The organism is Bacillus sp. NEAU-CP5 (genome assembly GCF_026420705.1).
GTDB classification, from domain to species: Bacteria; Bacillota; Bacilli; order Bacillales; family Bacillaceae; genus Bacillus; species Bacillus velezensis.
The window spans coordinates 15,204-37,765 of sequence record NZ_JAPMOV010000005.1 but is presented as its reverse complement, the minus strand read 5'-3'; the positions used below and the strand labels follow the sequence as shown (position 1 = coordinate 37,765).

Sequence of the window (22,562 nt, the reverse complement as noted above, 5' to 3'; positions counted from 1 at the left end):
GTTAAAAAAGAGCCCGGGAAGCCCGGACCCTATGATTCCTTTTCTGTTCGTATCGTAAAATTAGCCGATCGTTCCGATTCCCCGGCCGAGTTCACTGCCGACACGTTAAAAATGTAGGCGGTGTCCGGCTTCAGGTTAGGATTCGACGTGTATGAATTCTTTGAGACAGTCGCTATTTTTGCATAAAATCTGTAAATGTTGTAAGATGTCGCCCCTTTCACCGCATCCCATGAAAAACTCACCTGATTTGAAGTGGCGCTTTTCGCAGTTATATTGCGGGGTACGTTAGGGCGCAACCGCTTGTGTTTGCGTAACAATCTCAGTCATTGAGGATTCGCCCGCCTCGTTCACAGCAGAAACATTGACTGTCAGTTTCGTGTCGGCCGCAATTCCTGTCAGGGTGTGGGATGTGCCTCTGACAGTTGCGTCTAGTTGCTTGCCCGCTCCCCTGTATACCTTATATGAAGTCGCCCCATCTACCGCATCCCATTTCACGGTCACGCTGTCAGTCGTAGCCGTGAACGATAGATTTTGGGGCGCATTAGGGCGTAGTCGTGCCGCCGAATTCCTCAAATTTAGTCGCGCCGGCAGAGGATTCAATAGCCTTTAACACTTCTTCCGGCAGTGGAGGCAATTCGCCTTTGAATGTTTTCCCGAGCACAGGCAGAGTTATTGAAACCTCAACAAACCCATCCTGTGGCTGACTGAATTCCAAACTTTCAATAATTGCATGTCCATAGACAGAATCATGCTTATCATTTTTGTTTTTGTTTTTATTGACTTTCCAGACCTTAATTGCCTTTTCGTTATCATAAGCACTTTCAATCGCTTCCTGACCCGGATCGGTCACAGCAGCATAATAAGTCAGCTCAAAGCTTTCATTTTTTGTACCATAACCGACAATACGGCCTGATTTTGTGGACTCATCCAGCGTGTCCTGTTCTTTCGTGTGTGACCCTTCTGTTTGAAAGGCGATGAACAGCCCGTCTGTCCCTTTTGCATCCATCGGCTGCACAAAATAAATCTCATCTTTACCGTTCAATAATTCCGGCATTTTCTTCATCCTTTCAGTTGTTTATTGTGAAGCGCATTCTGAGAATGCCGTGACGCGTGTACCCGTCAATATCGGTGATCACCTGCATGCTGCGCATCTCAGAACGGCATAAAGAAAAGCCCTCTATTGTTAGGGGCCTGTTTGTCAATGCTTGAAGCATAAGGCTCAAAATCTCCATAGCTTCTTTTTTTCCGTTGTAACCTGACCAGCAATGCAGAACGACATTAATTTCTTCACCGCTGGATGTCTTGGTTTTAAATGGGGAAACATCATCATCCCCCATTGTCACATAAGGCTTTTCCTGATCTTTCGGGACTGCATCAAAGACGCCTGTGACGCGCCCGTTCAGCTCTTCGTCTGTTGATAACCTCTTAAATAGAGCAGCCTGCAACGGCCACAGGGCAGATCGCATGATGACAGCTCCTTTCTATCACATTTGACTGGCAAAATACCGCATGCCTTCGTCCACAGCTGGATTCCAGAACGGCTGCGCCCGCATTCCCCGGGTGACTACCCATCTATTTAGCTTGGTGTCGTAATAAACCCACGGCGTTTGCCGGCCGCCGCCTTCCTCTGCGTAAATCCCTGTTCCGTATTCCACATATACGGCATAATCGGCACCAACAGAAATAACGGCCCGTAAGCCGCCCTCTTGGTAGTCGATTTCAATTGAATTTTTCAGGTTCCCCCCGTCTATCGCGGCGGTTGGAGCATTCAGAACAGCATGGCTGTAAATCAGCTCGGCCGTGTCTGTGACCAGTTGCTTAATATCATCTATGACCCGGTTTCTGAACTCGCTCGTGGCTCTTTGCATCTGCCTGACCCATCTACCGCTCACCTCAGCCATTGCCCTTCAGCACCCCCGTAACCTGACATTTCAAATTCATAATCTCATGCATGCCGCCCTGGTCGATCGGATCTGATTTGAGAGTCAGCACCTTGTTTTCGTAGATGATCCGCATTGTCTTCTCAATATCATTGCGATACGGGAAATACACATTGCAATCAACCGGATTCTGAAGCTGCTGAGCCTGATAATATTCCCGGGACGTAATCCCCCCGACAAAGGCCTCTGTTGTGAGATAATCGGTGAATTTTTCAACATAGCCCCCGCCGCCGTCCGGCACCTTTTCCAACCGCTGAAACGTTATGACGTGCGGGAATTCCTCATATATCATTTAACTCTCAGCCTTCGATATGGCGTAAGGTGTTTTGTGATGTACCGAGGAAATTCTGTATTGTACGAATAGGACACATCCCCCATGCTTCTTCCCGAGAGTCCAGAAGGATTCATGTTATATTCCGCAGCCTTCGCAACAAAAAGCTTCACGCCAGCTGGTAAAGCCTCCGGATCGAAAGTGTTGCTACAAAAATCACTGGCAGACTCAATCAAAATAGGGACTATTTCAGACAAATATTCGTCATGACTATCTGTCTTAATCTCTGTCATTCGCTTTACTTGTGCGATGTCCACTGAATCACCTACTCTTCACCTAAGACAATCTTGATCAGTTCGTCTTTAGGCGCTTTAGGGTCAAAATCATATTCATTCTCTTTCAAGAAAGCAATAATCTCATCTTTGTTTACCTTCTGCAGTTGAGCCTCAGTCATATCAAGAAGATCGGCAGCTGGCTTCTCGGCCTCTTCCACTCTCTTAAAACCAATGTGAGAATAAACCACCTCAAAAGCCTTTTCAGTGCATTCAATGGTTTTGGAACCGTTAGATGCTTTCATATCACGCGCCGCCTCCTTCCAGTGCTTTTATCCGATTCTCTAAATCAGATAGTTTGGCTGTCACATCGTCACCGAGTTTAGCTAAAGTAACTGCCTTGGCACCGATGTTGGCATTTTGTACACTACCAGTGCCGATGTTACGATTTTGGACAGAACCATCACCGATATTGCTGTTTTTCACTTCTCCGTCGCCGATCATTTCCGAAGTGATAGTTTTAGGAGCAGGTGCAGAACCCGATAACCCGGTCACCTTCGCACCCTCTTTTATTTCGAGCTCGCCGCCGATCACCAATTTGTCGCCGTTATTAGTGCTATAGTTTTTAGATGTGTACCCCATAAGCTTACGCCTCCGTTGCTGGTGTAATAGCAGCAAAAGCATCATCGGTCAGTGTCATGAATCCGACTTGCTGAGTTACACGGAGAGCAACCATATCTCTCTCATACAAGTTGATCGGGTTTCCGTCTGCATCGACAATCGTTGTCAATGTTGCATCCTCTGAGATTTTGTATTCCATGCCTTGAGGGATTCCGTAACGTGTGTAATTCCAGTCAGCCGCAAGTAATGCCGCTTTTTCGTAATCCCATGACTTAGAATCCACATATCCGATCGGAAGGCCAAGGGCTTGTTGTGTGGCGCCCCCTGTCGCATCGTTGAAGATCGGAAGCCCGTTACCGTCCTTAGTGCCGCGGAGCTTTTGACGGAATCGGCGTGTTGTTGTAAAGCCGTTTACATCTTTGTCAGCGTCTTCAACAAGAGCCATGACCCCGTTTAACTCATCATAAAGATTGCCAAGTGAGTTTAACGCAATTGTGTTACCAGATTCCTTGATTTTTTCAAATACAGATACGCCTTTTCCAAACGGTGAATCTACACCGAATAACGCAGCCTGATCAAATTTGATCGCAAAGGCTTCAGCGATAGCCGGGCGCATTTGTGTGAAGAAATCTGTTACAGAGTAACGCAAGAATTCTTTAGAAACAGGGATGATGACACCCAATTTCTTTGAAATCATTTTTGCTGTTAACCATTGGGCCTTAGATGTTTGAATTCTATCGCCCTCTCCAACCCAGTATGCCCCTGGCCCAGAAGCCAAGTACGTGAATTCTTTCTCCGGCTTAGTCATTTCTTCATATTTTGCTAGTTTCGTGACAGCAGATTGGGTCATAAACTCTTTTAAAACCAGCGTTCCTTGTTCAGTTGGAACCTTCCCATTTACTGAGTCTTGCATCAATGCATTGTTCGGATTAAATGTTGGCATTAAAGATAGCCCTCCTTATTTTCTAATACTTGCTTCAGCTGCAAGCGAGCTGATGTCTAAATCTTGATTTGTCGGTTCATTGCTACCGGACTGGACATCACGGCCATTCTCTTGAAACTTGGATTCAATAGCCTTTTGAAGTGCGGCATTGTACTTCTCTTCGAATGCTCCGAGGTTCTTCATCGTTGATTCTTCATCCTCACCGATAAAGAATTCCACTACATCTGCTGGCAGTTGCTTTTCAGAAGCATAAGAAACAGCTTTGTTTAAAAGCTTTTCACGTTGTGCCGCTGTCTTTTGATCTTCCAGCTCCTTTTCGAGCTTCCTGATCCGCTTCTGCTCTTCTGTTTCTTCCGGATAAAGCTCTTTTACCTTTGCATCAATCAGAGCATCGAGGTTGTTCGCCTTCCACGTATCAAGACCTTTTGTAAAATGAGAATCCAACCGAGGCTGAATGAGACGTTTTCCTTCTTCTGTATCTAAAAACCCATTCACCTTGTCAGCAGACACGGCAGAAAGTTCATTCAGATACGACTGTACTTCTTCGTTCTCTTTATTTTCTTCAAGAAATTTTTTCACATCTTCTAAAGTTGGCATTACGTTTCTTCCTCCTTCGCCCTCTACAGTGCTCGCCTGTTATGAGTGCATGAAAAATAAGCCTTTTAACGTCATGCTCAGGACAAATAGAAATCAAACACGTTAACCTTTTGTTAAGTAATACCGGGATCTGTTATAGACCGTTCTGCAATTTCTTCAGAAACAATATCTGTATCCAAATTAATAACCGTCTGTTTTTCTTCAGCGATTAATTCCAAAGAAGCAAGGGTTTCAGCATCAATGTCGATATGTTCAGTCGCAAAACTAATTGTGCATTCATTAAATTTTTCCGTTGACATACGCAGTGTTAGGTCTGTTATTAAGCTGGGTTCTTGACCATCAATCAATATGTCATAATCACTGATCTTTAGCGAATGCATAGAGGGAGATTCAAGTTTTCTTCTTCCCTCTTCATTTAGCTTGATTTCAAGTTTAGCCACTCATCATTTCCCCTTTTCCTCAATGGATTTGTACCATTCCTCATATGTTTGATATGGGATTGTTTGGCCTGCCCCGCTGCCGCCTTCCCTCGCCCTTCTCGTATCCGGCAGCACGCCGTTTACTTTAAAAGCAATCGTACAACGGCAGTTTATATCGTCTTTCGCATTATTCATGTGTCCCGGAGCCGGACCGACACCGCCGTAAATTGATTTGAACAGCCCATTGCGTTCTATCGTCTTCCCGTCCAGCTTCCTGTGACCGGCTCGTGTTTTAAGATCAAGGGTAGCATTCCACATCTTTTTAAGATTGCTCCGTTTTGAGGCCTTTTCAGCGCTTTCCATCCTCGCCGAGACTTGTACCCTATGAGCTTCTGTTCTCGCCACGTCACGGGCTTTCCTGCGGGCAAATTCGGTTGCTCTTTCAATGCGGCGGGCGATCTTTGAATAATCCTCCCCCGCTTGTAGGCCCTGTGCGACGGAAATTTGAATCTGCCGGATATAATCGTCTCGATGCCGCCTGTATATCGCTGACAAAGTCAATTCAGCTATAGGGTTTAGAATGGCCTGCCGAATGACTTCGGCTGTCGGGATGCTAAAACCCAAGTTAACCACGGATTCCATTTCAAAAAGATAAGCAGAACGCATATAATTCTCTAAAAACTGCTTGGCTGCTAATGCCTCAACAATAGTCAGAATGGTTTTGAAAGCCTTGTGAGATTCCTCGGCCATCCTCTCCATTTCCTTGTTCAGACGATTGTATTTGTTGGCATCGGCTAAAGTAAGCTGGCCGTCCTTACTGTATTTCGCATACAGCCGGGCAATTTGTGCATTGATCTCCTTTAAGCGAGACGCAAAAACGACATCAATCTTCTGAGCATCCTCAGTGATCATGTCGTCCAGGTACTTATCAATATCATTCTGGTTCATCTTCATCACCGCCCGCATCTGTTTCCACATCCGTTAACGGCGGCATGTTGAGCCTGTATTCCTCTTCTTCCTCTTCCATCTTCTTCAGCTCATACTGGACATCATCAACAAACGACAGCAGAGACAGGCGGGTTTCTTCGCTTACCATTCCTTTAAGCTGAGCTGTGGTTTGTGCCTCTTCAAGTACGTTGGCTGGAAGATTGCGCTTGAATCCGAACCAGACTTTCAAGTAATCTTCTGCTTTGGCTTTATTTTTCGTTGCCCAAGCTGAAAAGATCAACTTGTACTGATAACGGAGGGCAGCAGTCATTTTCCGTTCCATCGTAATGCACTTATTCTCAAGCGCCATCAATTTAAATTTCATTGCAACGCCTGTGACATTCCCGCCAAATGATTCATCAGAGAAATTGACCGACTTTGCGAAACGGAGAATGTTATCTTCCAAACGGTTCAAGTGATTTTCAATAATCGCGTCGTTTATATCCTTTGTCAGATAGCTGACATCGTCTTTCTCATCGTAAAGTTCAAGAACCCCAGTCTTTTTAAGCTGTTGGAGTGTATCCTCATCGGCTCCCAGTCCCTTTAGGATCAAGTACGCCAGTCTGTATTGTTCAATTTCGTTTGAGGCGTCTGACAGTGTCCGGTCATAGGCATCAATAAGAGACAATACCTTCTCGGCATCGCCCTTGAGCTCTTTATTGTTTGCCAACCCAAATAAAGGGCAACCATCAAACATATGAGGCGTTTTGTCGTCTAAGGTAAAAGCTGAACTATCCTTCGTACTGAAATAATAAATCGTTTTGCTATCATAAAATTCTGCTTTTTTCTGCCCGTTATATGTCTCGTAATAACGCAAAGCATATTCCGGTTCATGAATATTCCCATCGCTGAGGAAAACCGCTTCCCATGGTTCAATGTTTTTGACTCTTTCATTACCGTTCCGGTCGATATATGCAAGCCGCGCTCCGTAGCCGCAAATTGTCGCCATCTTTCCCCATTCACTATCTTCGTCAGCAATATTATTCAGAGTGTTGAAGTCATCAATCATCTGCTTTCCGGATGAAGTAGTGCCAGTCTCTCGCTTATCATCAAACTCATAAGTAATCGGATGCCCGAAGAGATAGCCCGCCTTTGTATCAACAATGTCTGAGTCAAATGAGTTATTAAGCTTGTTATTGACCTTATGATCTATCCGCTTAACATGACCGGTCTCGAAATCCTCATATTCAATGGCTTCTCTGGTTAGGATTGGTACGCCCTGAACCTCTGCCTTATACCGGTCATATAAGTTTTTCATTCTATCATGATCGCTTTTATGCGCTGCGATGATGTCTGCAATCAATTCAGGTGTAATGCCTGAAGCTCTGATCTTATCTATCAGATGATTCACAATGATCACCCCTTCCCTTTTCGTCTCATTGGTTTGTTGTTTGTGTAAAGGGCATAACGTATGGAGTCCAGAACGTCATCCCATTCCTTAACAGGTTCGCCTGTCTTCTGATTCCAGACATACATAAAGATTTCTTTTTTAAAACGGTCCACTTTGTCTTCAACGACCAAAAGCTGTTCTTGTTTGAACAGCCGCGCTACTTCTTCTATACCGGATACTACAGCTTTATCAGCGTTGATAGCCCGAAGTTTTTCACGCCGGAAACGAACAACGTGCTCTGGCCGCGCAGAATCGCAATAGAAATTAATGTTTCCGTACCGCTCTTTAACGCCTTTCGCTACCTTCACCCAGTAATCAATTTCCTCATGTCGCTTGCAATGTTCTTCAAGTAAATAAAAATACCCTTGGTCATCTTGTCCGATCACAACAATAGAACCCGGATGATCGTACCCCCAGTCGACGCCCGCAAAATACTTCTTGAAATTGACGCGCCTGTTTCCCAATTCCTCAGAGCTGATATAGTGGATGTCCTTATTGAAATCCTTGTATATGACCCCTTCAGGCGCCACCCAATAACCGTGTATATCCCGATCTGTAAACATGCCGCTCGGCGTTGATGCCACGATGCTCTCCACATATTCCGGATCGAGAAAATTGTTGTCGAACAGCGAGAAATGAAATGACCTGATGTTCAGCCGCCCGCTTTTCAGCATTTGCCCGTCTTTGTCGATATAATCCGTTTTGACGGTGTGCATCGGGTTTTCGGGGTTTGTATCCATCATGACCACAGCGCCTTTATACGAGCACCGGGAAATGACTTCTTTCACGAATGAATCGTGCAGGGCAGTCGCTTCGTTTAGGAATGCGCCGGCTGATGTGAACCCCCGCGCTTTTTTCCATGAATCAGCATTGGCTCCATCAAAGCAATATACACGGTTGCCGAATATTTCAACGGCATTCGACTTGTCGAGCCTCAATTCTTTACCCAGAATCAGTTCCATATCGTTCAAGACATTTCGTTTTATGGCTGCCTGAGTAGCCCCGCCGATGATGAAGGATAAACCCATATTTTGATACTTACTGACGTGAGCAAGGAACGTCAAAAGGAGCACGAATGTTTTTCCTGCCCTCTTTGCGCCGCTACAAATTAGAATTTTGGGTTGCTCTTTAATAAAGCTGTCCCAAACTTCCTTTTGCTTTTTATTCAGTTCCATCGGCATTCACCATTTTCCTCAACATTGCAGCAATATCATTTTCTTGGGTGTTTCCGTCGCCGCCGTTAACAGCCTTCTTCGTCTTCTCGATACTCAAGCGCATCTGTTCCAATTTAAGGCGCCTCTCATCTTGCTCATGCGCCAGCTGGTCGAACTGCTTAATCAGACTCCGGAGCTCACCCATTGCCCGAGATTGAGCGTTTAAGAGAGTCGCATGACGATCCCAAGCGAACTGTATTTCAAGTTCTTCTTCTACAATGTTTTTTTCATATGTTAGATTGCCATCTTCGTCCTCATCTTGATGATAAGCGTATTTTGCCTTTTTAAGCTCTTTTGCCGTATCATCTTTATTCTGCACAAACATAATGCGTTGCGCCCGTAGAATGGCTGCATATTGTATTTGAATCTGATCCCATATCATATCAGTAGGGGAACGTTTCTGAATCTCTTCCATGATTTCAAGCGTTTCTTCCGGCAGATACTTTGAGAAGAACCCATGTGATACAGCATTTTGATTTCTCGCCGGAGCCGCCCCGCCGCTATTTCCTAATGCGTTTTTGTTGCCGGGTTGCCCGCCTATTTTTGTGTGCACACTTTTTTCAGGGGGTGCACCCTTTTTCCTTTCCCATCCATGCCGCTGCTTCCACGATTTGATGGTGTTCACTGACACCCCGTATTTTTCGGCAAGGTCCTTGTATTTCATGCCTTTGACGTAATCCTTATACGCCTGAATTTGCTTTTCAGCCATCTACATTCACCGCCGCCCCCTTCTGATTCGTGTTTGTTTTGGAAAAAGATATTCCCTCTAAACCGCGCCCACACTCAGAGGCTGTCAGCCGCCAATTGTTTTATCTGAGATTCACTGGACCCGGTTTACAGAGAACATAAAAAAACACCCCGAAGGGTGTTCATCACATTAGCTTATCTCCCAAACAATCAGTGTTTCTTTGTCATTAAGTTTAACAAATTGAGTAAGTCTCACATTTGTTGCTTTATGCTCTTCACCCAATTCTCTGCTAAACTCTCCAAGGAATTCCGCCCAATCTTCTTTAGGTTCGAAGACATGTTGATAAAATTGCTTTACCTTCACACCACTAACTATCATAATTCTCACCTCCCACCTTATTATCGGTTAAGGAGTATGATAAAGGAACTATTTGCAAAATTTGTCGAACGAAAGCGCCCTTCATAAATAGGTGGCAACCGTAAGACGAAAAAACACCCTTTTGACAGGGTGCTCATTTCCGCCTATGTTTTTGGAAATCCAAAATATCTTCTTTCAGAAAAAGCCTGTCCCGGGGCATTTCTTTCATCGGCTCTAATTCCCCGGTCTTTACTAACTGGTTCAGATACTGACGGGTGAACCCTAATATCTCAAGCGCTTCACTTGTATTGAGTATCTCTTCATTCAAGAATTTCTTGATTGCGTCACGCTCTTTAGGCTTGTACATTTTTGAATCATCCTTTTTTCTCGCGATATTTCAAGTAAAGGGAAAATGCTTTCTCAATGATCGAAACAACAAATAAAATGATCAGACTAATGTCGAGAGCCGTTTTCAATGGTCCCGCTGCCACATCCTGACGGAAAAACAGCATATACGCCAGGGCGAGAAGAACAACAATATCGGTGGTGGACTGTACACTTTTCATTTTTTTGAAAGTGGCTGGCTTTCAAGTATTTTTCTTTAGTCGCCGCATTTGCTATACTTGGAGCAAGGGAGAAGCGCTACCTTCTCCCTCGGCTCAAAATCATCTGCGCTTTCTTGGTCGACGGCGTTTTTTGATTTTGGGCTTTTTTGTTTTAAGCTTTTCCCTGATGATGAGGACTTTTTCAACAACTGTGAGAGTTGTGAGGATAATCCCCAGTACCAATGCGATTTCAGCCACTTTCTTTCCCTCCTTTCTATACTCTAATTATACCTCATTTATTTACTCACGTCAAGTAATTTAATGGGCTTTTTTCATTATTTATCCAAAAAAAAAGAGCCTATTCACGCTAAACAGAATAGGCTGTGATCTGCTCTATTTTTCATTTTCAGGCGGGAACGTTCAATGTTCTTTTGTACGGTTCCTTTTTTAATCCCCAATAACTGCGCTATCTCTTCGAATGACATGTTTTGCACAGCGTGCATCATGAAAATGTCTTTTTCTCTTTCGGTAAGCACGGATAGGGCATCAGCGATTCTTTCCTTATCCCAATCACTTACCTCTCCCTCAGCCTCTTGAACGATTGCGTATTCTTCCGGCAGCGCATCAATTAAGCGCGGATCAGCAAGAATCGTCCTTTGATATGCGTCTCTTCTGTCAGCACCTCGGCGGGCACCGGGCTGTCTTCCGTTCTGCAGCCATTCGAGAGTGAATTCTATATCGCTGATCATGCTACTGATAATCTTTTTGTCGTTGATCTGTTCAGCCGTCAGATTGACTTCAGCCGTATCTTTGTAGAGCCGGTGCATTTTTCTTGTTTCTCTTAAAGCTCGTTTGTATTCAATGATTAAATCCTGCATTCTGATTCCTCCCCTTATTTGCGCTTAAATGCGCCGCCCTTGCCTCGTTTAAGTGTTTGCATGTTCGTGTTCATCATTTGTTGCCAGAAACGATCTGAGCGCTCCTGTTGCTTCTGTGATGGTTTCTTTTTGGACTGTTTCATGTCTCACCACTCCTTTCAACATTAGTAATCCCAATAGACATCCAGATAGTTGCGAAATAAAAAACGGACACCAATCAGAGCACAGAGCAATTCTGTGCAATGATCAGTGTCCGCAGGCTTTCCGTCTTGGACTTATTTAAGTTCTTCAAGCTCCTTAATGCTTAAGTTGATTATGTCTTTTAATCTAGAATTCATTCCTTTTAAATCTCTTAAATAAACTGAAAAAGTATCTGCATACCCACCCTGTGCTAACTTATAACTTTTCTCCAATAAATCTTCTATCTGATTTTCACATAAACCTAAAATCTCTAAATATATTTGATAATTATCTGTGCTGAGCTTTTGCCTATCTATTGATTTTATCCTGTTTAAATATATAAAAAGGTTTCTTTTAATATGTTCTTTTGACTTAAGTATATTATCTAATTCCTGTTGGTCTTCTTCTTTTATATCAGAGAACTCTTCGTAGAGCATTATACTTTCATCGACATTAAAATGTTTCGCCTCTAAGTCTATATAGGATCCAACAGCTCTAATCAAAAGATTAGTTGAATGCTCGAGGAACCTTGCTTCTTTTAAAGAACTTTCTAATTGTGTCCTTTTATACATCCGCCTTTCATGTTTGATATTGTGTTGCATAATTGTTATAGCTACTAATGCAGATATTCCAGATCCGATTAATGAACCCCACAGACTAGGATTTAACAGGAAATCACTAATGATATTTGTTCCTATGCCTTCGGTCTTCAAAAAGAAATTTATATCTATGACTTTTCACTCCTATTTTTTACACAAATTATACAGTAAAAAGGAATTCTAATAAATTCATATTATTCTATTCTTTTTCAGATCTAACATACTTATCAATATCCTGAAAAAACGCCGCAGCCGTGAACGCAATTATTGCGCCTATTAACGTGATGTTCGTTTTCATGTCCGGCCTATATTCGTATTGGAAATAAAACCAGAATCCTAATCCCATCAGAAGAAAAATTATTCTCAGCGCCATTGTATCCTCCTTATTTGATATGAAATTTTGCTGATTCAAATGTTCCGATATAGTTCCGCTTGCCGGAATCAGAGTAGCAGTCCAGCTGAATGACATAGGTTCCCTTTCCGGTCTTATTCCGGATCGTTTTCACGTTGAATGATTTCAGAGGCGTTGCCGTTTTGAAGCTGCCCCGCTGTACCAGATTCGTATCAGTCAGCCCGCCGCCGCTGCGCTTCTTGTATACGCCGGCTGTGTAATAAAGTGTCCTTGATCCTTTTTTCTCGGCTTTCCAGTCCACCGTTGAGGCGCCGCCCGTATATGTCGCAGCATCCGTAAACACCCGGCCGCTGTACCCGGATTCATTTTGCCAGCCGGACCATGCGGCGGAAGCAGACGGCGCAACGGCCGCCGCTCCCGTAAGTAATGCAGCTGATAAAATGATTGATTTGAATAGTTTTTTCATTATTTTCCCCTTCCTAATTCACAAATAATTAACATTTATTTACAAGGATAATCGTTATTTTGCTCGAATTCTTACTATGTTCCATAAAAAACCAAGGGAGTGTTTAAAATGAATTTCAAAAAGATTGCTGTGACTGCACTATCGATTCCTGTATTAGCTTTTTCAATTAGTGGTATGGCTTCAGCTAAGGAGATAACTCCTCAAAAAAATGAAATGCAAACAACTATATCTCCTGGTCCAATTAAAGCCTATTACGATACTTTTGAAGTGAGAGCTGGGGGTTCTAAACAATTAGATGCAAAGTATTTAGGATCAGGATTCGCTTATCATTCAGATAATAGCGCTGTTTTCACAGTAGATACCAATGGACTTGTCCGTGGCAATAAAGCTGGAAATGCATATTTAACTATATTCAAAAATGGATCAGTATACGGTCAGTTACACGTATTTGTCTATTAATTTTCTAATAGAAGAGCATTCTAATATGCTCTTCTATTTTTCCACTTCACCACCCATGCAGCGCCCACAATGCGGGCAGCGGGCATCTGTGCGGATTTCTAAATCAAGTTTTTTATAATCGCAGTCCGGGCAATGGTATTCGATCATTTACTATCCGCCCATTCATCAAAACTGTAGGGGTAATCAACACTTTCAATGAAACCGATCTCCTTCGCCTTCTGACGGATTTTCATACATCCTTCATAGCTGTAAGCCCATATTTCTTTATAATCCCTCAGCTCGCCGTATTTCCCTGTTATGATGAATTTTCTGAAGCTATTGACCAGTTGCCACATGTTGCCCCCATGCGAAAAGCCGTTTGAACTGCCGTATCCCAATTCATATGGGTAAACGTCAGCGCCCGTGTAATCATCAACGAAGAACAGTTTTTTCTTAAATCTGAAATACGCCACCCGCTCCTTGTATTTACAGAAGAAAGTACGTCTGTCTATGCTTGCGATAAGCTTGATCAAATCGTTTATGTCGTTCATTCGTTTCAATTGCTCTGCTGTTGCCATCCCTTAACCCCCGATCAAATTCGGCAACACGGAGATAGTGAAGAAGATGAGCCCCACGCATGCCCCGACCAACCAGATATTTGTTTTATCCCGTTTAGCGATAATGGTATGGTCGCCGATCATTTTCAGATCGTCAGACCGAGCGACCAGCGTCGGGATGTAGTCCGGGTGAACCTTTAAAAGCTCGGCCGCCTGCTCGACGGTCATTGCTTCGTCCTTCGTGGCCTTCACGTTCCGTTGCAGTTCTACTTGTAATGGCATCATTTTTCTTCCCCCTCGCAATGGCATTCACTTTCTTCATGACCGCATTCTTCGCATATTTTTTCAACCTGCCAACCCTCAAAGTGATATTTGGGCATTGAATAATATTCTTTATGGCAACTCGTGCATATTACGATCCCGTCGCTGTCTGAATCCCAGTTAGAATGGTATGCTTCTTCTGTGCAATCGCAATACGGACAAGTTTGTGCTTGGGATAATTCGCTCATTCCGCATCACCCTCCAATGCTTCTCTGGCCGTTTGCCCTTTGTCTATTTCGATCAAGGAAGCGCTGATTTTCTCCCCATTTAATGCGGTTCCGGGAACCTTTCGTCTCCTTGATTCATAATTTCTCTTATTCGCATATACTTGCAGAGCCTCTTTAAAGCGATTGTTCTCCGCCCGTAGCCGGCTGATCTCCTCCCGGGCCTGCCGAAACTGATTGACCGCGACTTCCTGCTGACGCTTATTTTCCTCGATGATTTCCTGCTGCTTAACATTCAGTTCAGCTTGCTCAATAAGCCAAGCAATTTCCTTCTGCGGAATGTATGTCAGTTTTTTCAGACGTTCAATTCTCTCTTTCATGCCCGTTCCTCCCCCGCAGGGGAAACCCCTGCTATTTGAATTTATGGCCGATCTCGTAATCACAACGAGCCAGGCCGCCTTTTATTGTTTGAATGATAGTTTTACCGTGTTCCGGGGCGTCCATTAGATGAGCAGTCCCTTCAGTGCCATCTAAAACGATGATGCGGACTTTCCCCGGCTCGATGCTTTGCTGAATAGTTGTTTCATGATTTTTTATTTCTGTTGGCTTGTTCACTCTGGCCGCCCCCTGTGCTATGATAGAAGTACCAGTTCATATCAAAGCTCCAGGGCTTCGGCTTCGGTGCTTTTTTCGTTTTATGACGGCAGCCGCATCGTTACGCCAGTAGATGGCTTTAATTCCTCGCGGTAGATGATCGGATGTTTTTCGACGTATGCCGCCAACTGCTCCGGCGTCATTTTCCACTCCTTAACTGGACCAGGCTTGTATGGATCGATTTTTTCTTGCATAGCGATAACCTCCTGAATTGATTTAGTTTTCAAGCATCAAACTTTTGCTGCAAAGCGTTATGGCAGGATTTCCGTTATAATGACTTCCACTCGGGGTTCTTCACTGTAAAACTTGCTAACTTTCAGATCGACTACCTGGCTATCATCCCGGTAAATCAGATGATTCAGGGCGTCTTTAACTCCCTTTACATAATTGTCAACGTCCGGCTTTGTTACGGGACGCAGGAGACCCTTTTCCGCATTTTCTCTTTTTGTCTTGGATTTAGAAATTTCTTTCGTCATTGGTCTGAATACTCTGACATCCATTGCCACAGGTCCCGTAATAACTTGTTTTGGCCGATACTGTGACGCCACCAGCGCAACATATTGTTTAAAATTCTTTGATTTCAAAGGATCACGCATTTTAACCTTGCCATTTATAACAGATCCCCTCGGCCTCCCCTGTGCAACAGGCTCGCCGTAAACTATAAACTGAATGGAATCCAACCGTCATTACCTCCCGTCAATTTGTTCCCAGTGCTGAATCTGCTTTTCCTTGTACGGCGCTGTGAGGATGATGGCCGGCAGCAGGATAACCGCTTTAAGCACTGTGCATCAGCTCCATTTGTTTGATTTTTTCCTCAAGCACCCGGATCGCCGGGGTAAGGTCCTGGCCGGCCGTTTGCTCGGCGGGCCCGAACATGTACATGCCGCCGGTTGCCGTGAAGTTCGCTTTTTCCGTCATTCCCAATCTCCTAACCTATGGTTTAATTGCATCCGGTCGCCCTTAATGATCACCGTGTAATCTCTGCACATTTGATGAATCCGGGAGCCCAGCGCCTCGTCGATGTCCAAAATTTCGCCCGTATCAAGCTCGGAAGAGATTAGCAGAGGCTTATGATTCAAGTACCGATAATTCACAACCGATTGAATTTGTTCCACTTGCCAATCCGTCGCCCGCGGCTCCCCCTTTACTGGCTTGAATAAGTCATCAATGAACAGGACCTCGGCTTTCCGCATGGCGTCGAGCTTTGTTTCCAGCTGGTCAAAATCATTTCGCAGATCGCCCATTCCCTCAACGTACGGGAAATACATGCAGTAAATTGATTTTTTCTTGATCAAATTGTTCATGATCGCCGTTAACAAGTGCGTTTTTCCGCTGCCCGGTTGCCCGAGCAAAGCGATGCTGTTTGAACGATTTCCCCTAATGCTCTGAAAATCCTTATAGTATTCCACCGCGCACTCATAAGCGTCCTTGATCATGTCCGGCTTCCCGTCCTTAATGAAGTTTCCAAAAAGGAGCTTTTCGAATTCCTCCGTGATGCCGCTGGCCTTCATAAGCCGGGCGATCTTTTTCCGTTTTACACACTCGCATTGCTTTGAAAATGTGGTTTTCCATTCCCGGGCCTTATCCGGCAAGCATACTTTCCCTGCAAGATAATCCTCTTCCCTGACCATTTGATCGGGGGCCAGGCTCTCCATTGTCTTATGATCTTTCCTCAGTTGGCGCTCTGTGTCTTGGTGAATACGGTAAACAATAATGCCCTTATCCTTGCAGTCAGAGCACTCGTATTCAGCCTTTTCTTCTGAGGCGGCCTGTCCCGTTGAAGATGCTGCTGACCGATCCCGGAGCTTGGTTAGAATGGCCTTCATTGCCGCGTCCATATCTTGCGTTTTGCGAGCTTCCATACTGCTGTTTCTCCTTTCGTCTCTGGCTGAATGGGTTTGAGAGGATGGCTTCAATGTAATTCAGATTAACGTTGTTGCCCTTGCTTCTGAAAGCCTGTTTCATTGCCTCCATGACTTTCTCTTCGCCGTAATCATCCACCATATACCCGAGCCGCTGAACCTCCATCGTGCCAATGGTGCGGGCTGTTTTGTTTTCGAATAGTTCAAATGCGTTTTTCATTTTTTCGTCAACCTCCTGCTGTCCTAAAGGTATTGGAGCCGGGTCTATCTTCTTGTTGTAATTTCCAAGCTGTATGTACTCGGCATAATTCAACACCGTCACAATGAAACCACGTTTTTGTGGCAGCCGGTCCAGCTTCAAATACTCTTGCTTTACCATCCGATCTAACGAGTATTTGATCTGATCAGAAGACCAGTTGAAGCGCTTGGCTAAATCCACAAGCTTAACGATTGTCTGCCCGAGCTTTAGTTCTTGATCCGCCCTGTACTCCGCCCGTTTGAATAAATAATCGTATATTGTCTCATCACGTGAATCCTTAAATGGCAGCCGAGGTAGGACCACATACCCCAAACCTTGCATATCCATGCCGCTCACCTACTTCCTTTCACACAGTGCTGTCAGAGCCTTGAAATCTATTTCTACTAATCTCAGAGACGGCTCATTTGTCTTTAAGTAGTCAGTCGTGTACCGGGTATACAAGTCCTTTCTCATGTCGCGCTGAACCGTTTTGACCAGCCAAAGATAACAATGTGGGATGGGAATCCTGATCAACTCCCTTTCCATCAGCTCACCAACTCCGAAAAATGGATGATGCTGTTCAGTTGATTAGTGGCCCGGCAATACTTGCATTTTTCGCACCGCTCCGGCTTCTCTCCGCCGTGTTTCACTTGCAAAATCCGGTCCATCCGTTGCTCAATCTCTGCAAGCTCTACTTCCATCCTGCCTTCATCAATATTGATGACAGCTTTATCAGGTGGATCTTCTTTTGAAACCCCTACGATCAGGGGCTCAAGCCATTCGTTCCGTCCAGTCATTCTTTTTTCAAGCTCAGCATACAGTGCCATTTGTTCAATATAGCCATTTGCCTCGACGAATGAGCAATAGCCTTTTTCCGGATGCCAAACCCTCTCCCGGAGTGAACGGGCTGTTTTCAGATCGGCAAAACGGCTGCCGGCAGGGTTGTAAACGTCCAGCTTGCCTTTCCACGGGATGCCGAAGAGTTCAGCCGTTACGATAACTTCCTTTGCTCCTTGCAGAATGAACATACAGAGTTCGTCATGTTGAATCGCCTCAATCATCAGATCAGCTAACTGATACTGCTTGTACAGCTGGCCCTTTTGTGTAAAAAGTGATGGGGTGTTCTTTTTAAATTCATCAAAAGCCTGTTCACCTTCAAGCCAGGCATGAACATATTGGCCGAAGAGGAGCGCCTCCGATGTGGGCGGCGTCCATTCTCCGTTCAACTTTGCCATCGTAGCAGCCTCGCATTGCAAAAAGCTTTTATATTGAGAATTTGACATGTAGTGTCGATCAATCTCGTTAGAGTAATAATTCTCCTTGTTCAGTGCCGGTATCCGCATTAGCAGGATCACCCGCCTTTTCTTTACTATCAGCAGGCTTGTCAGCTTGCTCTTTCTGCTTTTTGAATTCTTCCTCAGCCTTTGACTTAGTCGCGCCTGTGGCCTTCACATTGAAGTAATCCTCTTTCTTCGCCATCCCATCACGCAGGGACGTGTAAATACGACCAATTTTCAGGAAATCTTGCTCAGTGAAGGCATCAACATTACTGCCGATGTACTCCTGAATCATTTCCTTAGTGATGCCAAACTCTTTTTTAAATAGGGAGAAGGCGCTTCTGAGCCGGTCTTCCAGTGGTTCCTTATGTCCACTAATCAATGTTTTTTGACACATATCTACCGCCGCATCAACGATGTCGCCCGGAATCACTCCAAGTATGCAGGCGCGAACCCGGCGGGCTCCTTGATTGGCAACCATTTCGTAAATATCCCTCGGATCATCCAGTTTTGTAATGGCGCCCCGTGCCTTCCGTTCATGCTTCACAGTGAAAATTTTGGTTTGCCGGGTATTCGTTTCAAGATCCCAAGCGTAAGCCATGACAGATGATTCACCAGCTTTTTGTTCCAACTCCATAATTCCGTAATCAATGTTCCCCCAGTTCTGTGCCAAGGCCTCCGCCAGCCGGATGGATGGGCCGGAAACCTTTGTGCCGCCGCGCGGATATTCATAAACCGCATTCTCGGCTAACAGCCTCCGCTCGCATGCTTTTTTAATACGGTCAAAAGCCGCGTATACGTCCCGTGGGAATTTCTTTGCAATGACCATTGCCGCCTGTACTTCTTGAGCCTGTCGGCTTACCATCGCTTCCGTAGTCACGCCAGTAGCCTGCTGAGGGGCTGGCATGTAATCTGAGTAATCTACCTGAGATAGTCCGTTCATTGTGCCTCTGCCACCTTTCTCAAATAAGCTTCTGTGCCGAGCCGCTGCCATTCTCGGTATGCATACATTGACGGAAAGGAAAATACGGGTTTACCTTTACTGAACATGATTGAGCCGCCGACTTCTCTCAGGCGCTTCTGATCGTCCGCCCGGTCACTGAAAGATGCTGTTATTCGTTTTGCCATGTGTAAAACCTCCATTGTCTTTTATGAAGTAATTTGGTATAATAAAGAAACTAATCTTTACCAAAAGACCTTTTGAAGTCCACTCTGCCAAGTGGGCTTTTTTTATTGCTCATTTTTAAATTCAAAACCAAGATGCTCCTTCAGATACCGCTCAAGGTTTTCCCTCAATACGACTTCACCTTCAGCACTATCTATCACGAAATCATCGAAAGCCGTTACTTCATCCCCAAAGAAATCCTTTTGCGTTTCCGGCTCAGTCAGCTTGTCATGCCAGTTGTTCAGAACCATTGGATTTTCAATATTCATTGTGAACACCTACTCACAACACTCAGGTGAATCCCACGGGCCGCCATATTTAAAACGGTTTGGTGTAAGCGTCCTTTATTCGCCAGCCGGTTAATATCCTCTATAAGAACCTTGATGCTCCCTGCAAGACTGATAGCTTCTTCGTAATCGCCATCCCGTAATGCCTCCGAAAGCATGATAGAGAGCTCTTCTGCCGACTCGATTTTCCTTTTTGCTGAATCTGCATCTACTTTAAGAAACTGATTGATTTTCATACCAGTACCGCCTGCCTTTCCTCTGTTTTTGCCATTGCAACTTGACTCATTAGCGCTTTCCGCGTCCACCTTTCGGCCAGTTCCTTCATGTTCAGTCCATGACTGCGGGCCAGCGAATATATCAGCGTTTTATTTGCCGGGATCAGATCAAAAATCTGTTTAATATCGGCCATTGGCAGTTCTTCAGGTTGTCGGCCTGGCCTATCGTTTGCCAGCCAGCGCGCTAAATGCCTTGTTGCTTGCAATGCTTCTTCAAGCTGGTGAATCATATTGATTACCGCCGCGCTTGCGCTCTCGTTAAGTGCTGGATCAATGGGCGCTGCCGTCGTCGGGTGCAGTTTGAAGAGGTAATGTACCAGATCAATATGTTCGTATGCCTCGCACGCCTCAAACCACTTGATGCATAATTCCGGGGTAAGCTTACTGAATCCATTTTCAACGTCCGAAACATACCGCTGATCCTTTCCCCCTATCAAATTACCGATCTGATACTGTGCAAGTCCTGCCGCTTTGCGGACACTACGCATGATCCGGGGTAGATTATGCAAATTGTATGGGTTGTTCTCCATATGTTTGCCTCCTGATATATCCAGTTGTTCACTGGTAAAATTTAATTAATGAAGGAACTCGAAAGGCTTTAGGAAACCTTCCGAGGAATCCAATTTTCTATATATTTGATTGCGGATAACAGCTCCCGGCGCTTTATGTCTTTGTAGCTTGCAACGCCGAACCGGTCTTTTATCTCACGGTGTATTTCTCTGAAAAGCCTGGCCGCTTCTGTCTTACCTTCCGTGATGCTATAAACCCGGCGCGCAACTACTTTTTGAAACCGACGCTGTTCTCCGGAATCCAGAGTGATTTGCTCGTCCACTTTTTGACTGAGCTCACCGATCTGTTTTTCATGATGAAACAACACTTTTTGCATTTTTTGTTGTTGTTCTGCTGTTTGTAAAGTGAGTTTCAGCGATTCGATTCGCTGTTCTTCATCGGATAAAACTCTCGGGCCGCCGTACTGGCCTGTCTGACGCAGTGTTGGTAGCAGTTCGTCAAATACCCACGCTTCGAATTGTTCAGCTGCTGGAAGTTTAGATTTAGTAATCAGCCTGTAAAGATTTCCTTCGCTAATGAATTTTTTGTGTTGTTTACGATTGAGCGAATCTGTGACCTCGTGAAACGCGACTCCATTTTCTTTACAATGTTTTGAGATTGCATCATGTGCATTTGCATATCCGAGGGCTGCAGCAGCTTCGGTTGCTCCGAAAAAGTCTTTGTTGTCGACTTGAATGATCGGCAAGTTTCCGAATTGCTCATGTGAAAAATTTTGTAATTGATTCATGCTGTAGCCCCTTTCTTGTAGTAGTCAGTATTCTCAGCAACCCAACGAGTGTTGCACTCGACCCACTTGAAGAGCAAAGCAGTCGGAATTTTTTTGCCGCATTCGTTGTTGACCGGGAAATCCGGACGGGCCATTAGTTCCGCCATTTTAGTGGGGCCACACCGCAGAACCTCCATCGCTTCAGTTCTCGTCAAGATGTGAGGAAGCTCGTTCAATGAGCTGAGCCGCTCTACCAGCATGTCTGTTGCTCTATCAGCAATTTTGGCAGCGATCTGATCAATGAATTTGTCGTCGTATTGCATAGTGAACATGTTTTTGACCTCCTATGCTTTTTAGATAATCTTCCAATCTCTTATGTGGTAAAATCTTCATAGAAAGGTGGTGTTAACTATGTCTGATTTTCAAGATGGAAGTACATTGGTAGAGACAATCTCAGGTAAATGGTTCAAATTTGCCAATGGGAAATCAGGTACCATGTTGATTGATTTACCAAACAAAATAATTCTTAGCGTTCACGTCTCATCCCAAATGATTGGAATTTATATTCCTGATGAGAATAATGTTTATCAACTTGCTGGTGATCTATCATTCCAAAATAATGATGGGCAAACTAAAATGCATTTGTTTAGTACCGCTCTGAAACAAATTCAGTTAGATAATAAAGGCGGTACAATTGAAAATACTTTTCATGATATTACTTCTTTTTTTGCTGAACTTGATATCTCCCGAAAAGATGATTGGAGAAACCGACAAAAGATGGATGAATTATCTTAATAATTTACCCTCACAAAACGTCTGTTAGGGAAAAACTGTTTCAACTGCGAGTAAGGGATTAGCCTATTTCCACAAACTCCACAAAAGTTTAAATTCCCACTCCAAGATCTGCCGCAATTATTGCATGCATTATCAGTTTCGAGAGCCGCCGTTATCGCGGTGGCTTTTTGATTAATTTGATTCATACTCTCACTCCTATATTGTTTTTTGTAACTAAGCAGTATTCTCTTTACTCGTTTCGTGTAACTTTTCATCAAAAAAAAGCTCATCGACTTCTTCATTCAGTAACTCGGATATTTGGTGTGCTTTTTCAAGACTTGGCTTTGTACGCCCCATTTCTATATTTGCATAACCGCTTGCGTATCTATATCCAAGCTTTTTTGCCATAAAGGTTTGGGTCTTTCCTTGAGAAAGTCTTATCGCCCGTAATTTTTCTAACACTATTAACTCACCACCTTACTCTTTTCGTGTAACTCGTTAAATACATAATAATATACACAATAAGGGTAAGTCAATATATTTTTATTCTTTTTG

General features: G+C 44.3%; 44 protein-coding genes. 2 read left to right on the top strand and 42 right to left on the bottom strand.

All coding sequences use genetic code 11. The features are described 5' to 3' along the window. Nucleotides 1-29: 29 nt before the first annotated feature. The 24 genes from OTK50_RS15590 to OTK50_RS15475 form a co-directional block, all read right to left on the bottom strand. On the bottom strand, nucleotides 30-296 hold the full coding sequence (locus tag OTK50_RS15590; protein WP_266121945.1) for a fibronectin type III domain-containing protein: 267 nt from the start codon (nucleotides 294-296) through the stop codon (nucleotides 30-32). Beyond that, a complete protein-coding gene (locus tag OTK50_RS15585; protein ID WP_266121944.1) occupies nucleotides 286-600 on the bottom strand; it encodes a fibronectin type III domain-containing protein in 315 nt (104 codons plus the stop codon). Before OTK50_RS15585 ends, OTK50_RS15590 begins: the two co-directional genes overlap by 11 nt. Further along, the gene (locus OTK50_RS15580; protein ID WP_266121943.1) at nucleotides 542-1,054 is read right to left on the bottom strand and encodes a phage major tail protein, TP901-1 family; all 513 of its coding nucleotides are present in this window, start codon (nucleotides 1,052-1,054) and stop codon (nucleotides 542-544) included. The genes OTK50_RS15585 and OTK50_RS15580 overlap by 59 nt, the downstream gene beginning before the upstream one ends. A 13-nt stretch (nucleotides 1,055-1,067) precedes the next feature. Further along, nucleotides 1,068-1,466: a DUF3168 domain-containing protein gene (locus OTK50_RS15575; RefSeq protein ID WP_017417510.1), complete on the bottom strand. Its 399-nt coding sequence runs from the start codon at nucleotides 1,464-1,466 to the stop codon at nucleotides 1,068-1,070. 18 nt (nucleotides 1,467-1,484) lie between these two features. After that, complete coding sequence (locus tag OTK50_RS15570; protein ID WP_007408589.1) at nucleotides 1,485-1,901, bottom strand: HK97 gp10 family phage protein; 417 nt, start codon at nucleotides 1,899-1,901, stop codon at nucleotides 1,485-1,487. After that, a complete protein-coding gene (locus tag OTK50_RS15565) occupies nucleotides 1,894-2,232 on the bottom strand; it encodes a phage head closure protein (RefSeq protein WP_053574173.1) in 339 nt (112 codons plus the stop codon). The genes OTK50_RS15570 and OTK50_RS15565 overlap by 8 nt, the downstream gene beginning before the upstream one ends. Continuing rightward, the gene (locus OTK50_RS15560; RefSeq protein ID WP_266121942.1) at nucleotides 2,229-2,528 is read right to left on the bottom strand and encodes a phage head-tail connector protein; all 300 of its coding nucleotides are present in this window, start codon (nucleotides 2,526-2,528) and stop codon (nucleotides 2,229-2,231) included. Before OTK50_RS15560 ends, OTK50_RS15565 begins: the two co-directional genes overlap by 4 nt. Nucleotides 2,529-2,536: 8 nt before the next feature. Then, nucleotides 2,537-2,788, bottom strand: coding sequence for a hypothetical protein (locus OTK50_RS15555; RefSeq protein ID WP_053574174.1), 252 nt, complete (start codon nucleotides 2,786-2,788; stop codon nucleotides 2,537-2,539). Nucleotide 2,789: 1 nt separating this feature from the next. Beyond that, entirely contained in the window at nucleotides 2,790-3,125 is a 336-nt protein-coding gene (locus OTK50_RS15550; RefSeq protein ID WP_266121941.1) for a hypothetical protein, read from the bottom strand. 4 nt (nucleotides 3,126-3,129) lie between these two features. Continuing rightward, nucleotides 3,130-4,047 (bottom strand): phage major capsid protein, encoded by a 918-nt coding sequence (locus tag OTK50_RS15545; protein ID WP_234949358.1) that lies wholly within the window; start codon nucleotides 4,045-4,047, stop codon nucleotides 3,130-3,132. Nucleotides 4,048-4,062: 15 nt separating this feature from the next. After that, a complete protein-coding gene (locus OTK50_RS15540; protein WP_266121940.1) occupies nucleotides 4,063-4,644 on the bottom strand; it encodes a DUF4355 domain-containing protein in 582 nt (193 codons plus the stop codon). 113 nt (nucleotides 4,645-4,757) lie between these two features. Next, nucleotides 4,758-5,084 carry a hypothetical protein gene (locus OTK50_RS15535; RefSeq protein WP_266121939.1) on the bottom strand — a complete coding sequence of 109 codons (327 nt, stop codon included), beginning with the start codon at nucleotides 5,082-5,084 and terminating at the stop codon, nucleotides 4,758-4,760. Nucleotides 5,085-5,087: 3 nt separating this feature from the next. After that, complete coding sequence (locus OTK50_RS15530; RefSeq protein WP_266121938.1) at nucleotides 5,088-6,011, bottom strand: phage minor head protein; 924 nt, start codon at nucleotides 6,009-6,011, stop codon at nucleotides 5,088-5,090. Continuing rightward, the gene (locus OTK50_RS15525) at nucleotides 5,998-7,401 is read right to left on the bottom strand and encodes a phage portal protein (protein WP_252616871.1); all 1,404 of its coding nucleotides are present in this window, start codon (nucleotides 7,399-7,401) and stop codon (nucleotides 5,998-6,000) included. Before OTK50_RS15525 ends, OTK50_RS15530 begins: the two co-directional genes overlap by 14 nt. Before the next feature lie 5 nt (nucleotides 7,402-7,406). Continuing rightward, nucleotides 7,407-8,615 (bottom strand): PBSX family phage terminase large subunit, encoded by a 1,209-nt coding sequence (locus tag OTK50_RS15520; RefSeq protein WP_252616944.1) that lies wholly within the window; start codon nucleotides 8,613-8,615, stop codon nucleotides 7,407-7,409. Then, on the bottom strand, nucleotides 8,602-9,363 hold the full coding sequence (terS, locus tag OTK50_RS15515; protein WP_266121937.1) for a phage terminase small subunit: 762 nt from the start codon (nucleotides 9,361-9,363) through the stop codon (nucleotides 8,602-8,604). The genes OTK50_RS15520 and terS overlap by 14 nt, the downstream gene beginning before the upstream one ends. Before the next feature lie 168 nt (nucleotides 9,364-9,531). Further along, nucleotides 9,532-9,720, bottom strand: coding sequence for a hypothetical protein (locus tag OTK50_RS15510; RefSeq protein WP_041481605.1), 189 nt, complete (start codon nucleotides 9,718-9,720; stop codon nucleotides 9,532-9,534). 133 nt (nucleotides 9,721-9,853) lie between these two features. Continuing rightward, on the bottom strand, nucleotides 9,854-10,066 hold the full coding sequence (locus OTK50_RS15505; RefSeq protein ID WP_003155868.1) for a helix-turn-helix domain-containing protein: 213 nt from the start codon (nucleotides 10,064-10,066) through the stop codon (nucleotides 9,854-9,856). 298 nt (nucleotides 10,067-10,364) lie between these two features. Then, nucleotides 10,365-10,502, bottom strand: coding sequence for a hypothetical protein (locus OTK50_RS15500; protein ID WP_014304494.1), 138 nt, complete (start codon nucleotides 10,500-10,502; stop codon nucleotides 10,365-10,367). 104 nt (nucleotides 10,503-10,606) lie between these two features. Then, nucleotides 10,607-11,122: a sigma-70 family RNA polymerase sigma factor gene (locus OTK50_RS15495; RefSeq protein WP_266121936.1), complete on the bottom strand. Its 516-nt coding sequence runs from the start codon at nucleotides 11,120-11,122 to the stop codon at nucleotides 10,607-10,609. 14 nt (nucleotides 11,123-11,136) lie between these two features. Continuing rightward, entirely contained in the window at nucleotides 11,137-11,265 is a 129-nt protein-coding gene (locus OTK50_RS15490) for a hypothetical protein (protein ID WP_151296169.1), read from the bottom strand. 132 nt (nucleotides 11,266-11,397) lie between these two features. Then, a complete protein-coding gene (locus OTK50_RS15485) occupies nucleotides 11,398-12,015 on the bottom strand; it encodes a hypothetical protein (protein WP_151296168.1) in 618 nt (205 codons plus the stop codon). A gap of 85 nt (nucleotides 12,016-12,100) precedes the next feature. After that, complete coding sequence (locus tag OTK50_RS15480; RefSeq protein ID WP_266121935.1) at nucleotides 12,101-12,274, bottom strand: hypothetical protein; 174 nt, start codon at nucleotides 12,272-12,274, stop codon at nucleotides 12,101-12,103. Between the two features lie 10 nt (nucleotides 12,275-12,284). Then, nucleotides 12,285-12,719 carry a hypothetical protein gene (locus OTK50_RS15475; protein ID WP_266121934.1) on the bottom strand — a complete coding sequence of 145 codons (435 nt, stop codon included), beginning with the start codon at nucleotides 12,717-12,719 and terminating at the stop codon, nucleotides 12,285-12,287. Nucleotides 12,720-12,827: 108 nt separating this feature from the next. Between OTK50_RS15475 and OTK50_RS15470 the strand changes: the two genes are divergently transcribed. Continuing rightward, nucleotides 12,828-13,178, top strand: a complete 351-nt coding sequence (locus OTK50_RS15470; protein ID WP_017417491.1) for an Ig-like domain-containing protein — start codon at nucleotides 12,828-12,830, stop codon at nucleotides 13,176-13,178. Nucleotides 13,179-13,321: 143 nt separating this feature from the next. On the opposite strand, the gene OTK50_RS15465 is transcribed toward OTK50_RS15470, so the two are convergent. The 17 genes from OTK50_RS15465 to OTK50_RS15385 all read right to left on the bottom strand — a co-directional run bounded on the left by OTK50_RS15465 (nucleotide 13,322) and on the right by OTK50_RS15385 (nucleotide 21,565). Continuing rightward, on the bottom strand, nucleotides 13,322-13,735 hold the full coding sequence (locus tag OTK50_RS15465) for a hypothetical protein (RefSeq protein ID WP_017417490.1): 414 nt from the start codon (nucleotides 13,733-13,735) through the stop codon (nucleotides 13,322-13,324). Nucleotides 13,736-13,738: 3 nt separating this feature from the next. Beyond that, nucleotides 13,739-13,999: a hypothetical protein gene (locus OTK50_RS15460; RefSeq protein ID WP_017417489.1), complete on the bottom strand. Its 261-nt coding sequence runs from the start codon at nucleotides 13,997-13,999 to the stop codon at nucleotides 13,739-13,741. Nucleotides 14,000-14,219: 220 nt separating this feature from the next. Next, entirely contained in the window at nucleotides 14,220-14,579 is a 360-nt protein-coding gene (locus OTK50_RS15455) for a hypothetical protein (protein WP_017417487.1), read from the bottom strand. A 31-nt stretch (nucleotides 14,580-14,610) separates the two neighbouring features. Next, nucleotides 14,611-14,814 (bottom strand): XtrA/YqaO family protein, encoded by a 204-nt coding sequence (locus tag OTK50_RS15450; RefSeq protein ID WP_003155894.1) that lies wholly within the window; start codon nucleotides 14,812-14,814, stop codon nucleotides 14,611-14,613. Nucleotides 14,815-14,894: 80 nt separating this feature from the next. After that, nucleotides 14,895-15,047 carry a hypothetical protein gene (locus OTK50_RS15445; RefSeq protein ID WP_266121933.1) on the bottom strand — a complete coding sequence of 51 codons (153 nt, stop codon included), beginning with the start codon at nucleotides 15,045-15,047 and terminating at the stop codon, nucleotides 14,895-14,897. A gap of 57 nt (nucleotides 15,048-15,104) precedes the next feature. Beyond that, a complete protein-coding gene (locus OTK50_RS15440) occupies nucleotides 15,105-15,533 on the bottom strand; it encodes a RusA family crossover junction endodeoxyribonuclease (protein ID WP_016938684.1) in 429 nt (142 codons plus the stop codon). A gap of 94 nt (nucleotides 15,534-15,627) precedes the next feature. Then, nucleotides 15,628-15,771: a hypothetical protein gene (locus tag OTK50_RS15435; RefSeq protein ID WP_014304482.1), complete on the bottom strand. Its 144-nt coding sequence runs from the start codon at nucleotides 15,769-15,771 to the stop codon at nucleotides 15,628-15,630. Further along, the gene (locus OTK50_RS15430) at nucleotides 15,768-16,715 is read right to left on the bottom strand and encodes an ATP-binding protein (protein WP_252616895.1); all 948 of its coding nucleotides are present in this window, start codon (nucleotides 16,713-16,715) and stop codon (nucleotides 15,768-15,770) included. The genes OTK50_RS15435 and OTK50_RS15430 overlap by 4 nt, the downstream gene beginning before the upstream one ends. Beyond that, nucleotides 16,600-17,301: a DnaD domain protein gene (locus tag OTK50_RS15425; protein WP_161503361.1), complete on the bottom strand. Its 702-nt coding sequence runs from the start codon at nucleotides 17,299-17,301 to the stop codon at nucleotides 16,600-16,602. Before OTK50_RS15425 ends, OTK50_RS15430 begins: the two co-directional genes overlap by 116 nt. A 197-nt stretch (nucleotides 17,302-17,498) precedes the next feature. Beyond that, nucleotides 17,499-18,296, bottom strand: a complete 798-nt coding sequence (locus tag OTK50_RS15420; protein WP_317236467.1) for a PD-(D/E)XK nuclease-like domain-containing protein — start codon at nucleotides 18,294-18,296, stop codon at nucleotides 17,499-17,501. After that, nucleotides 18,256-19,173 carry a hypothetical protein gene (locus tag OTK50_RS15415; protein WP_266121932.1) on the bottom strand — a complete coding sequence of 306 codons (918 nt, stop codon included), beginning with the start codon at nucleotides 19,171-19,173 and terminating at the stop codon, nucleotides 18,256-18,258. Before OTK50_RS15415 ends, OTK50_RS15420 begins: the two co-directional genes overlap by 41 nt. Beyond that, entirely contained in the window at nucleotides 19,170-19,358 is a 189-nt protein-coding gene (locus OTK50_RS15410) for a hypothetical protein (protein WP_266121931.1), read from the bottom strand. Before OTK50_RS15410 ends, OTK50_RS15415 begins: the two co-directional genes overlap by 4 nt. A 102-nt stretch (nucleotides 19,359-19,460) precedes the next feature. Next, entirely contained in the window at nucleotides 19,461-19,664 is a 204-nt protein-coding gene (locus OTK50_RS15405; RefSeq protein WP_266121930.1) for a YqaI family protein, read from the bottom strand. Beyond that, on the bottom strand, nucleotides 19,661-19,918 hold the full coding sequence (locus tag OTK50_RS15400; protein ID WP_266121929.1) for a YqaH family protein: 258 nt from the start codon (nucleotides 19,916-19,918) through the stop codon (nucleotides 19,661-19,663). Before OTK50_RS15400 ends, OTK50_RS15405 begins: the two co-directional genes overlap by 4 nt. Then, nucleotides 19,915-20,487, bottom strand: coding sequence for a helix-turn-helix domain-containing protein (locus tag OTK50_RS15395; RefSeq protein ID WP_003155916.1), 573 nt, complete (start codon nucleotides 20,485-20,487; stop codon nucleotides 19,915-19,917). The genes OTK50_RS15400 and OTK50_RS15395 overlap by 4 nt, the downstream gene beginning before the upstream one ends. A 68-nt stretch (nucleotides 20,488-20,555) precedes the next feature. Continuing rightward, a complete protein-coding gene (locus tag OTK50_RS15390; RefSeq protein WP_266121928.1) occupies nucleotides 20,556-21,254 on the bottom strand; it encodes a BRO family protein in 699 nt (232 codons plus the stop codon). After that, entirely contained in the window at nucleotides 21,251-21,565 is a 315-nt protein-coding gene (locus OTK50_RS15385; protein WP_266121927.1) for a hypothetical protein, read from the bottom strand. The genes OTK50_RS15390 and OTK50_RS15385 overlap by 4 nt, the downstream gene beginning before the upstream one ends. 79 nt (nucleotides 21,566-21,644) lie before the next feature. Between OTK50_RS15385 and OTK50_RS15380 the strand changes: the two genes are divergently transcribed. Beyond that, nucleotides 21,645-22,028 (top strand): hypothetical protein, encoded by a 384-nt coding sequence (locus OTK50_RS15380; protein WP_266121926.1) that lies wholly within the window; start codon nucleotides 21,645-21,647, stop codon nucleotides 22,026-22,028. A gap of 213 nt (nucleotides 22,029-22,241) precedes the next feature. On the opposite strand, the gene OTK50_RS15375 is transcribed toward OTK50_RS15380, so the two are convergent. Next, the gene (locus OTK50_RS15375; RefSeq protein WP_266121925.1) at nucleotides 22,242-22,469 is read right to left on the bottom strand and encodes a helix-turn-helix transcriptional regulator; all 228 of its coding nucleotides are present in this window, start codon (nucleotides 22,467-22,469) and stop codon (nucleotides 22,242-22,244) included. Nucleotides 22,470-22,562 lie beyond the last annotated feature (93 nt).

Bases quoted from the DNA above. Each gene is read 5' to 3' on its own strand.
- OTK50_RS15580 (WP_266121943.1), bottom strand. From the start codon at position 1,054: ATGCCGGAATTATTGAACGGTAAAGATGAGATTTATTTTGTGCAGCCG.
- OTK50_RS15575 (WP_017417510.1), bottom strand. From the start codon at position 1,466: ATGCGATCTGCCCTGTGGCCGTTGCAGGCTGCTCTATTTAAGAGGTTA.
- OTK50_RS15570 (WP_007408589.1), bottom strand. From the start codon at position 1,901: ATGGCTGAGGTGAGCGGTAGATGGGTCAGGCAGATGCAAAGAGCCACG.
- OTK50_RS15565 (WP_053574173.1), bottom strand. From the start codon at position 2,232: ATGATATATGAGGAATTCCCGCACGTCATAACGTTTCAGCGGTTGGAA.
- OTK50_RS15555 (WP_053574174.1), bottom strand. From the start codon at position 2,788: ATGAAAGCATCTAACGGTTCCAAAACCATTGAATGCACTGAAAAGGCT.
- OTK50_RS15550 (WP_266121941.1), bottom strand. From the start codon at position 3,125: ATGGGGTACACATCTAAAAACTATAGCACTAATAACGGCGACAAATTG.
- OTK50_RS15545 (WP_234949358.1), bottom strand. From the start codon at position 4,047: ATGCCAACATTTAATCCGAACAATGCATTGATGCAAGACTCAGTAAAT.
- OTK50_RS15540 (WP_266121940.1), bottom strand. From the start codon at position 4,644: ATGCCAACTTTAGAAGATGTGAAAAAATTTCTTGAAGAAAATAAAGAG.
- OTK50_RS15530 (WP_266121938.1), bottom strand. From the start codon at position 6,011: ATGAACCAGAATGATATTGATAAGTACCTGGACGACATGATCACTGAG.
- OTK50_RS15520 (WP_252616944.1), bottom strand. From the start codon at position 8,615: ATGGAACTGAATAAAAAGCAAAAGGAAGTTTGGGACAGCTTTATTAAA.
- terS (WP_266121937.1), bottom strand. From the start codon at position 9,363: ATGGCTGAAAAGCAAATTCAGGCGTATAAGGATTACGTCAAAGGCATG.
- OTK50_RS15510 (WP_041481605.1), bottom strand. From the start codon at position 9,720: ATGATAGTTAGTGGTGTGAAGGTAAAGCAATTTTATCAACATGTCTTC.
- OTK50_RS15505 (WP_003155868.1), bottom strand. From the start codon at position 10,066: ATGTACAAGCCTAAAGAGCGTGACGCAATCAAGAAATTCTTGAATGAA.
- OTK50_RS15495 (WP_266121936.1), bottom strand. From the start codon at position 11,122: ATGCAGGATTTAATCATTGAATACAAACGAGCTTTAAGAGAAACAAGA.
- OTK50_RS15490 (WP_151296169.1), bottom strand. From the start codon at position 11,265: ATGAAACAGTCCAAAAAGAAACCATCACAGAAGCAACAGGAGCGCTCA.
- OTK50_RS15480 (WP_266121935.1), bottom strand. From the start codon at position 12,274: ATGGCGCTGAGAATAATTTTTCTTCTGATGGGATTAGGATTCTGGTTT.
- OTK50_RS15475 (WP_266121934.1), bottom strand. From the start codon at position 12,719: ATGAAAAAACTATTCAAATCAATCATTTTATCAGCTGCATTACTTACG.
- OTK50_RS15470 (WP_017417491.1), top strand. From the start codon at position 12,828: ATGAATTTCAAAAAGATTGCTGTGACTGCACTATCGATTCCTGTATTA.
- OTK50_RS15465 (WP_017417490.1), bottom strand. From the start codon at position 13,735: ATGGCAACAGCAGAGCAATTGAAACGAATGAACGACATAAACGATTTG.
- OTK50_RS15460 (WP_017417489.1), bottom strand. From the start codon at position 13,999: ATGATGCCATTACAAGTAGAACTGCAACGGAACGTGAAGGCCACGAAG.
- OTK50_RS15455 (WP_017417487.1), bottom strand. From the start codon at position 14,579: ATGAAAGAGAGAATTGAACGTCTGAAAAAACTGACATACATTCCGCAG.
- OTK50_RS15445 (WP_266121933.1), bottom strand. From the start codon at position 15,047: ATGCAAGAAAAAATCGATCCATACAAGCCTGGTCCAGTTAAGGAGTGG.
- OTK50_RS15435 (WP_014304482.1), bottom strand. From the start codon at position 15,771: ATGACGGAAAAAGCGAACTTCACGGCAACCGGCGGCATGTACATGTTC.
- OTK50_RS15430 (WP_252616895.1), bottom strand. From the start codon at position 16,715: ATGGAAGCTCGCAAAACGCAAGATATGGACGCGGCAATGAAGGCCATT.
- OTK50_RS15425 (WP_161503361.1), bottom strand. From the start codon at position 17,301: ATGGATATGCAAGGTTTGGGGTATGTGGTCCTACCTCGGCTGCCATTT.
- OTK50_RS15420 (WP_317236467.1), bottom strand. From the start codon at position 18,296: ATGCGGATACCGGCACTGAACAAGGAGAATTATTACTCTAACGAGATT.
- OTK50_RS15415 (WP_266121932.1), bottom strand. From the start codon at position 19,173: ATGAACGGACTATCTCAGGTAGATTACTCAGATTACATGCCAGCCCCT.
- OTK50_RS15410 (WP_266121931.1), bottom strand. From the start codon at position 19,358: ATGGCAAAACGAATAACAGCATCTTTCAGTGACCGGGCGGACGATCAG.
- OTK50_RS15405 (WP_266121930.1), bottom strand. From the start codon at position 19,664: ATGAATATTGAAAATCCAATGGTTCTGAACAACTGGCATGACAAGCTG.
- OTK50_RS15400 (WP_266121929.1), bottom strand. From the start codon at position 19,918: ATGAAAATCAATCAGTTTCTTAAAGTAGATGCAGATTCAGCAAAAAGG.
- OTK50_RS15395 (WP_003155916.1), bottom strand. From the start codon at position 20,487: ATGGAGAACAACCCATACAATTTGCATAATCTACCCCGGATCATGCGT.
- OTK50_RS15390 (WP_266121928.1), bottom strand. From the start codon at position 21,254: ATGAATCAATTACAAAATTTTTCACATGAGCAATTCGGAAACTTGCCG.
- OTK50_RS15385 (WP_266121927.1), bottom strand. From the start codon at position 21,565: ATGTTCACTATGCAATACGACGACAAATTCATTGATCAGATCGCTGCC.
- OTK50_RS15380 (WP_266121926.1), top strand. From the start codon at position 21,645: ATGTCTGATTTTCAAGATGGAAGTACATTGGTAGAGACAATCTCAGGT.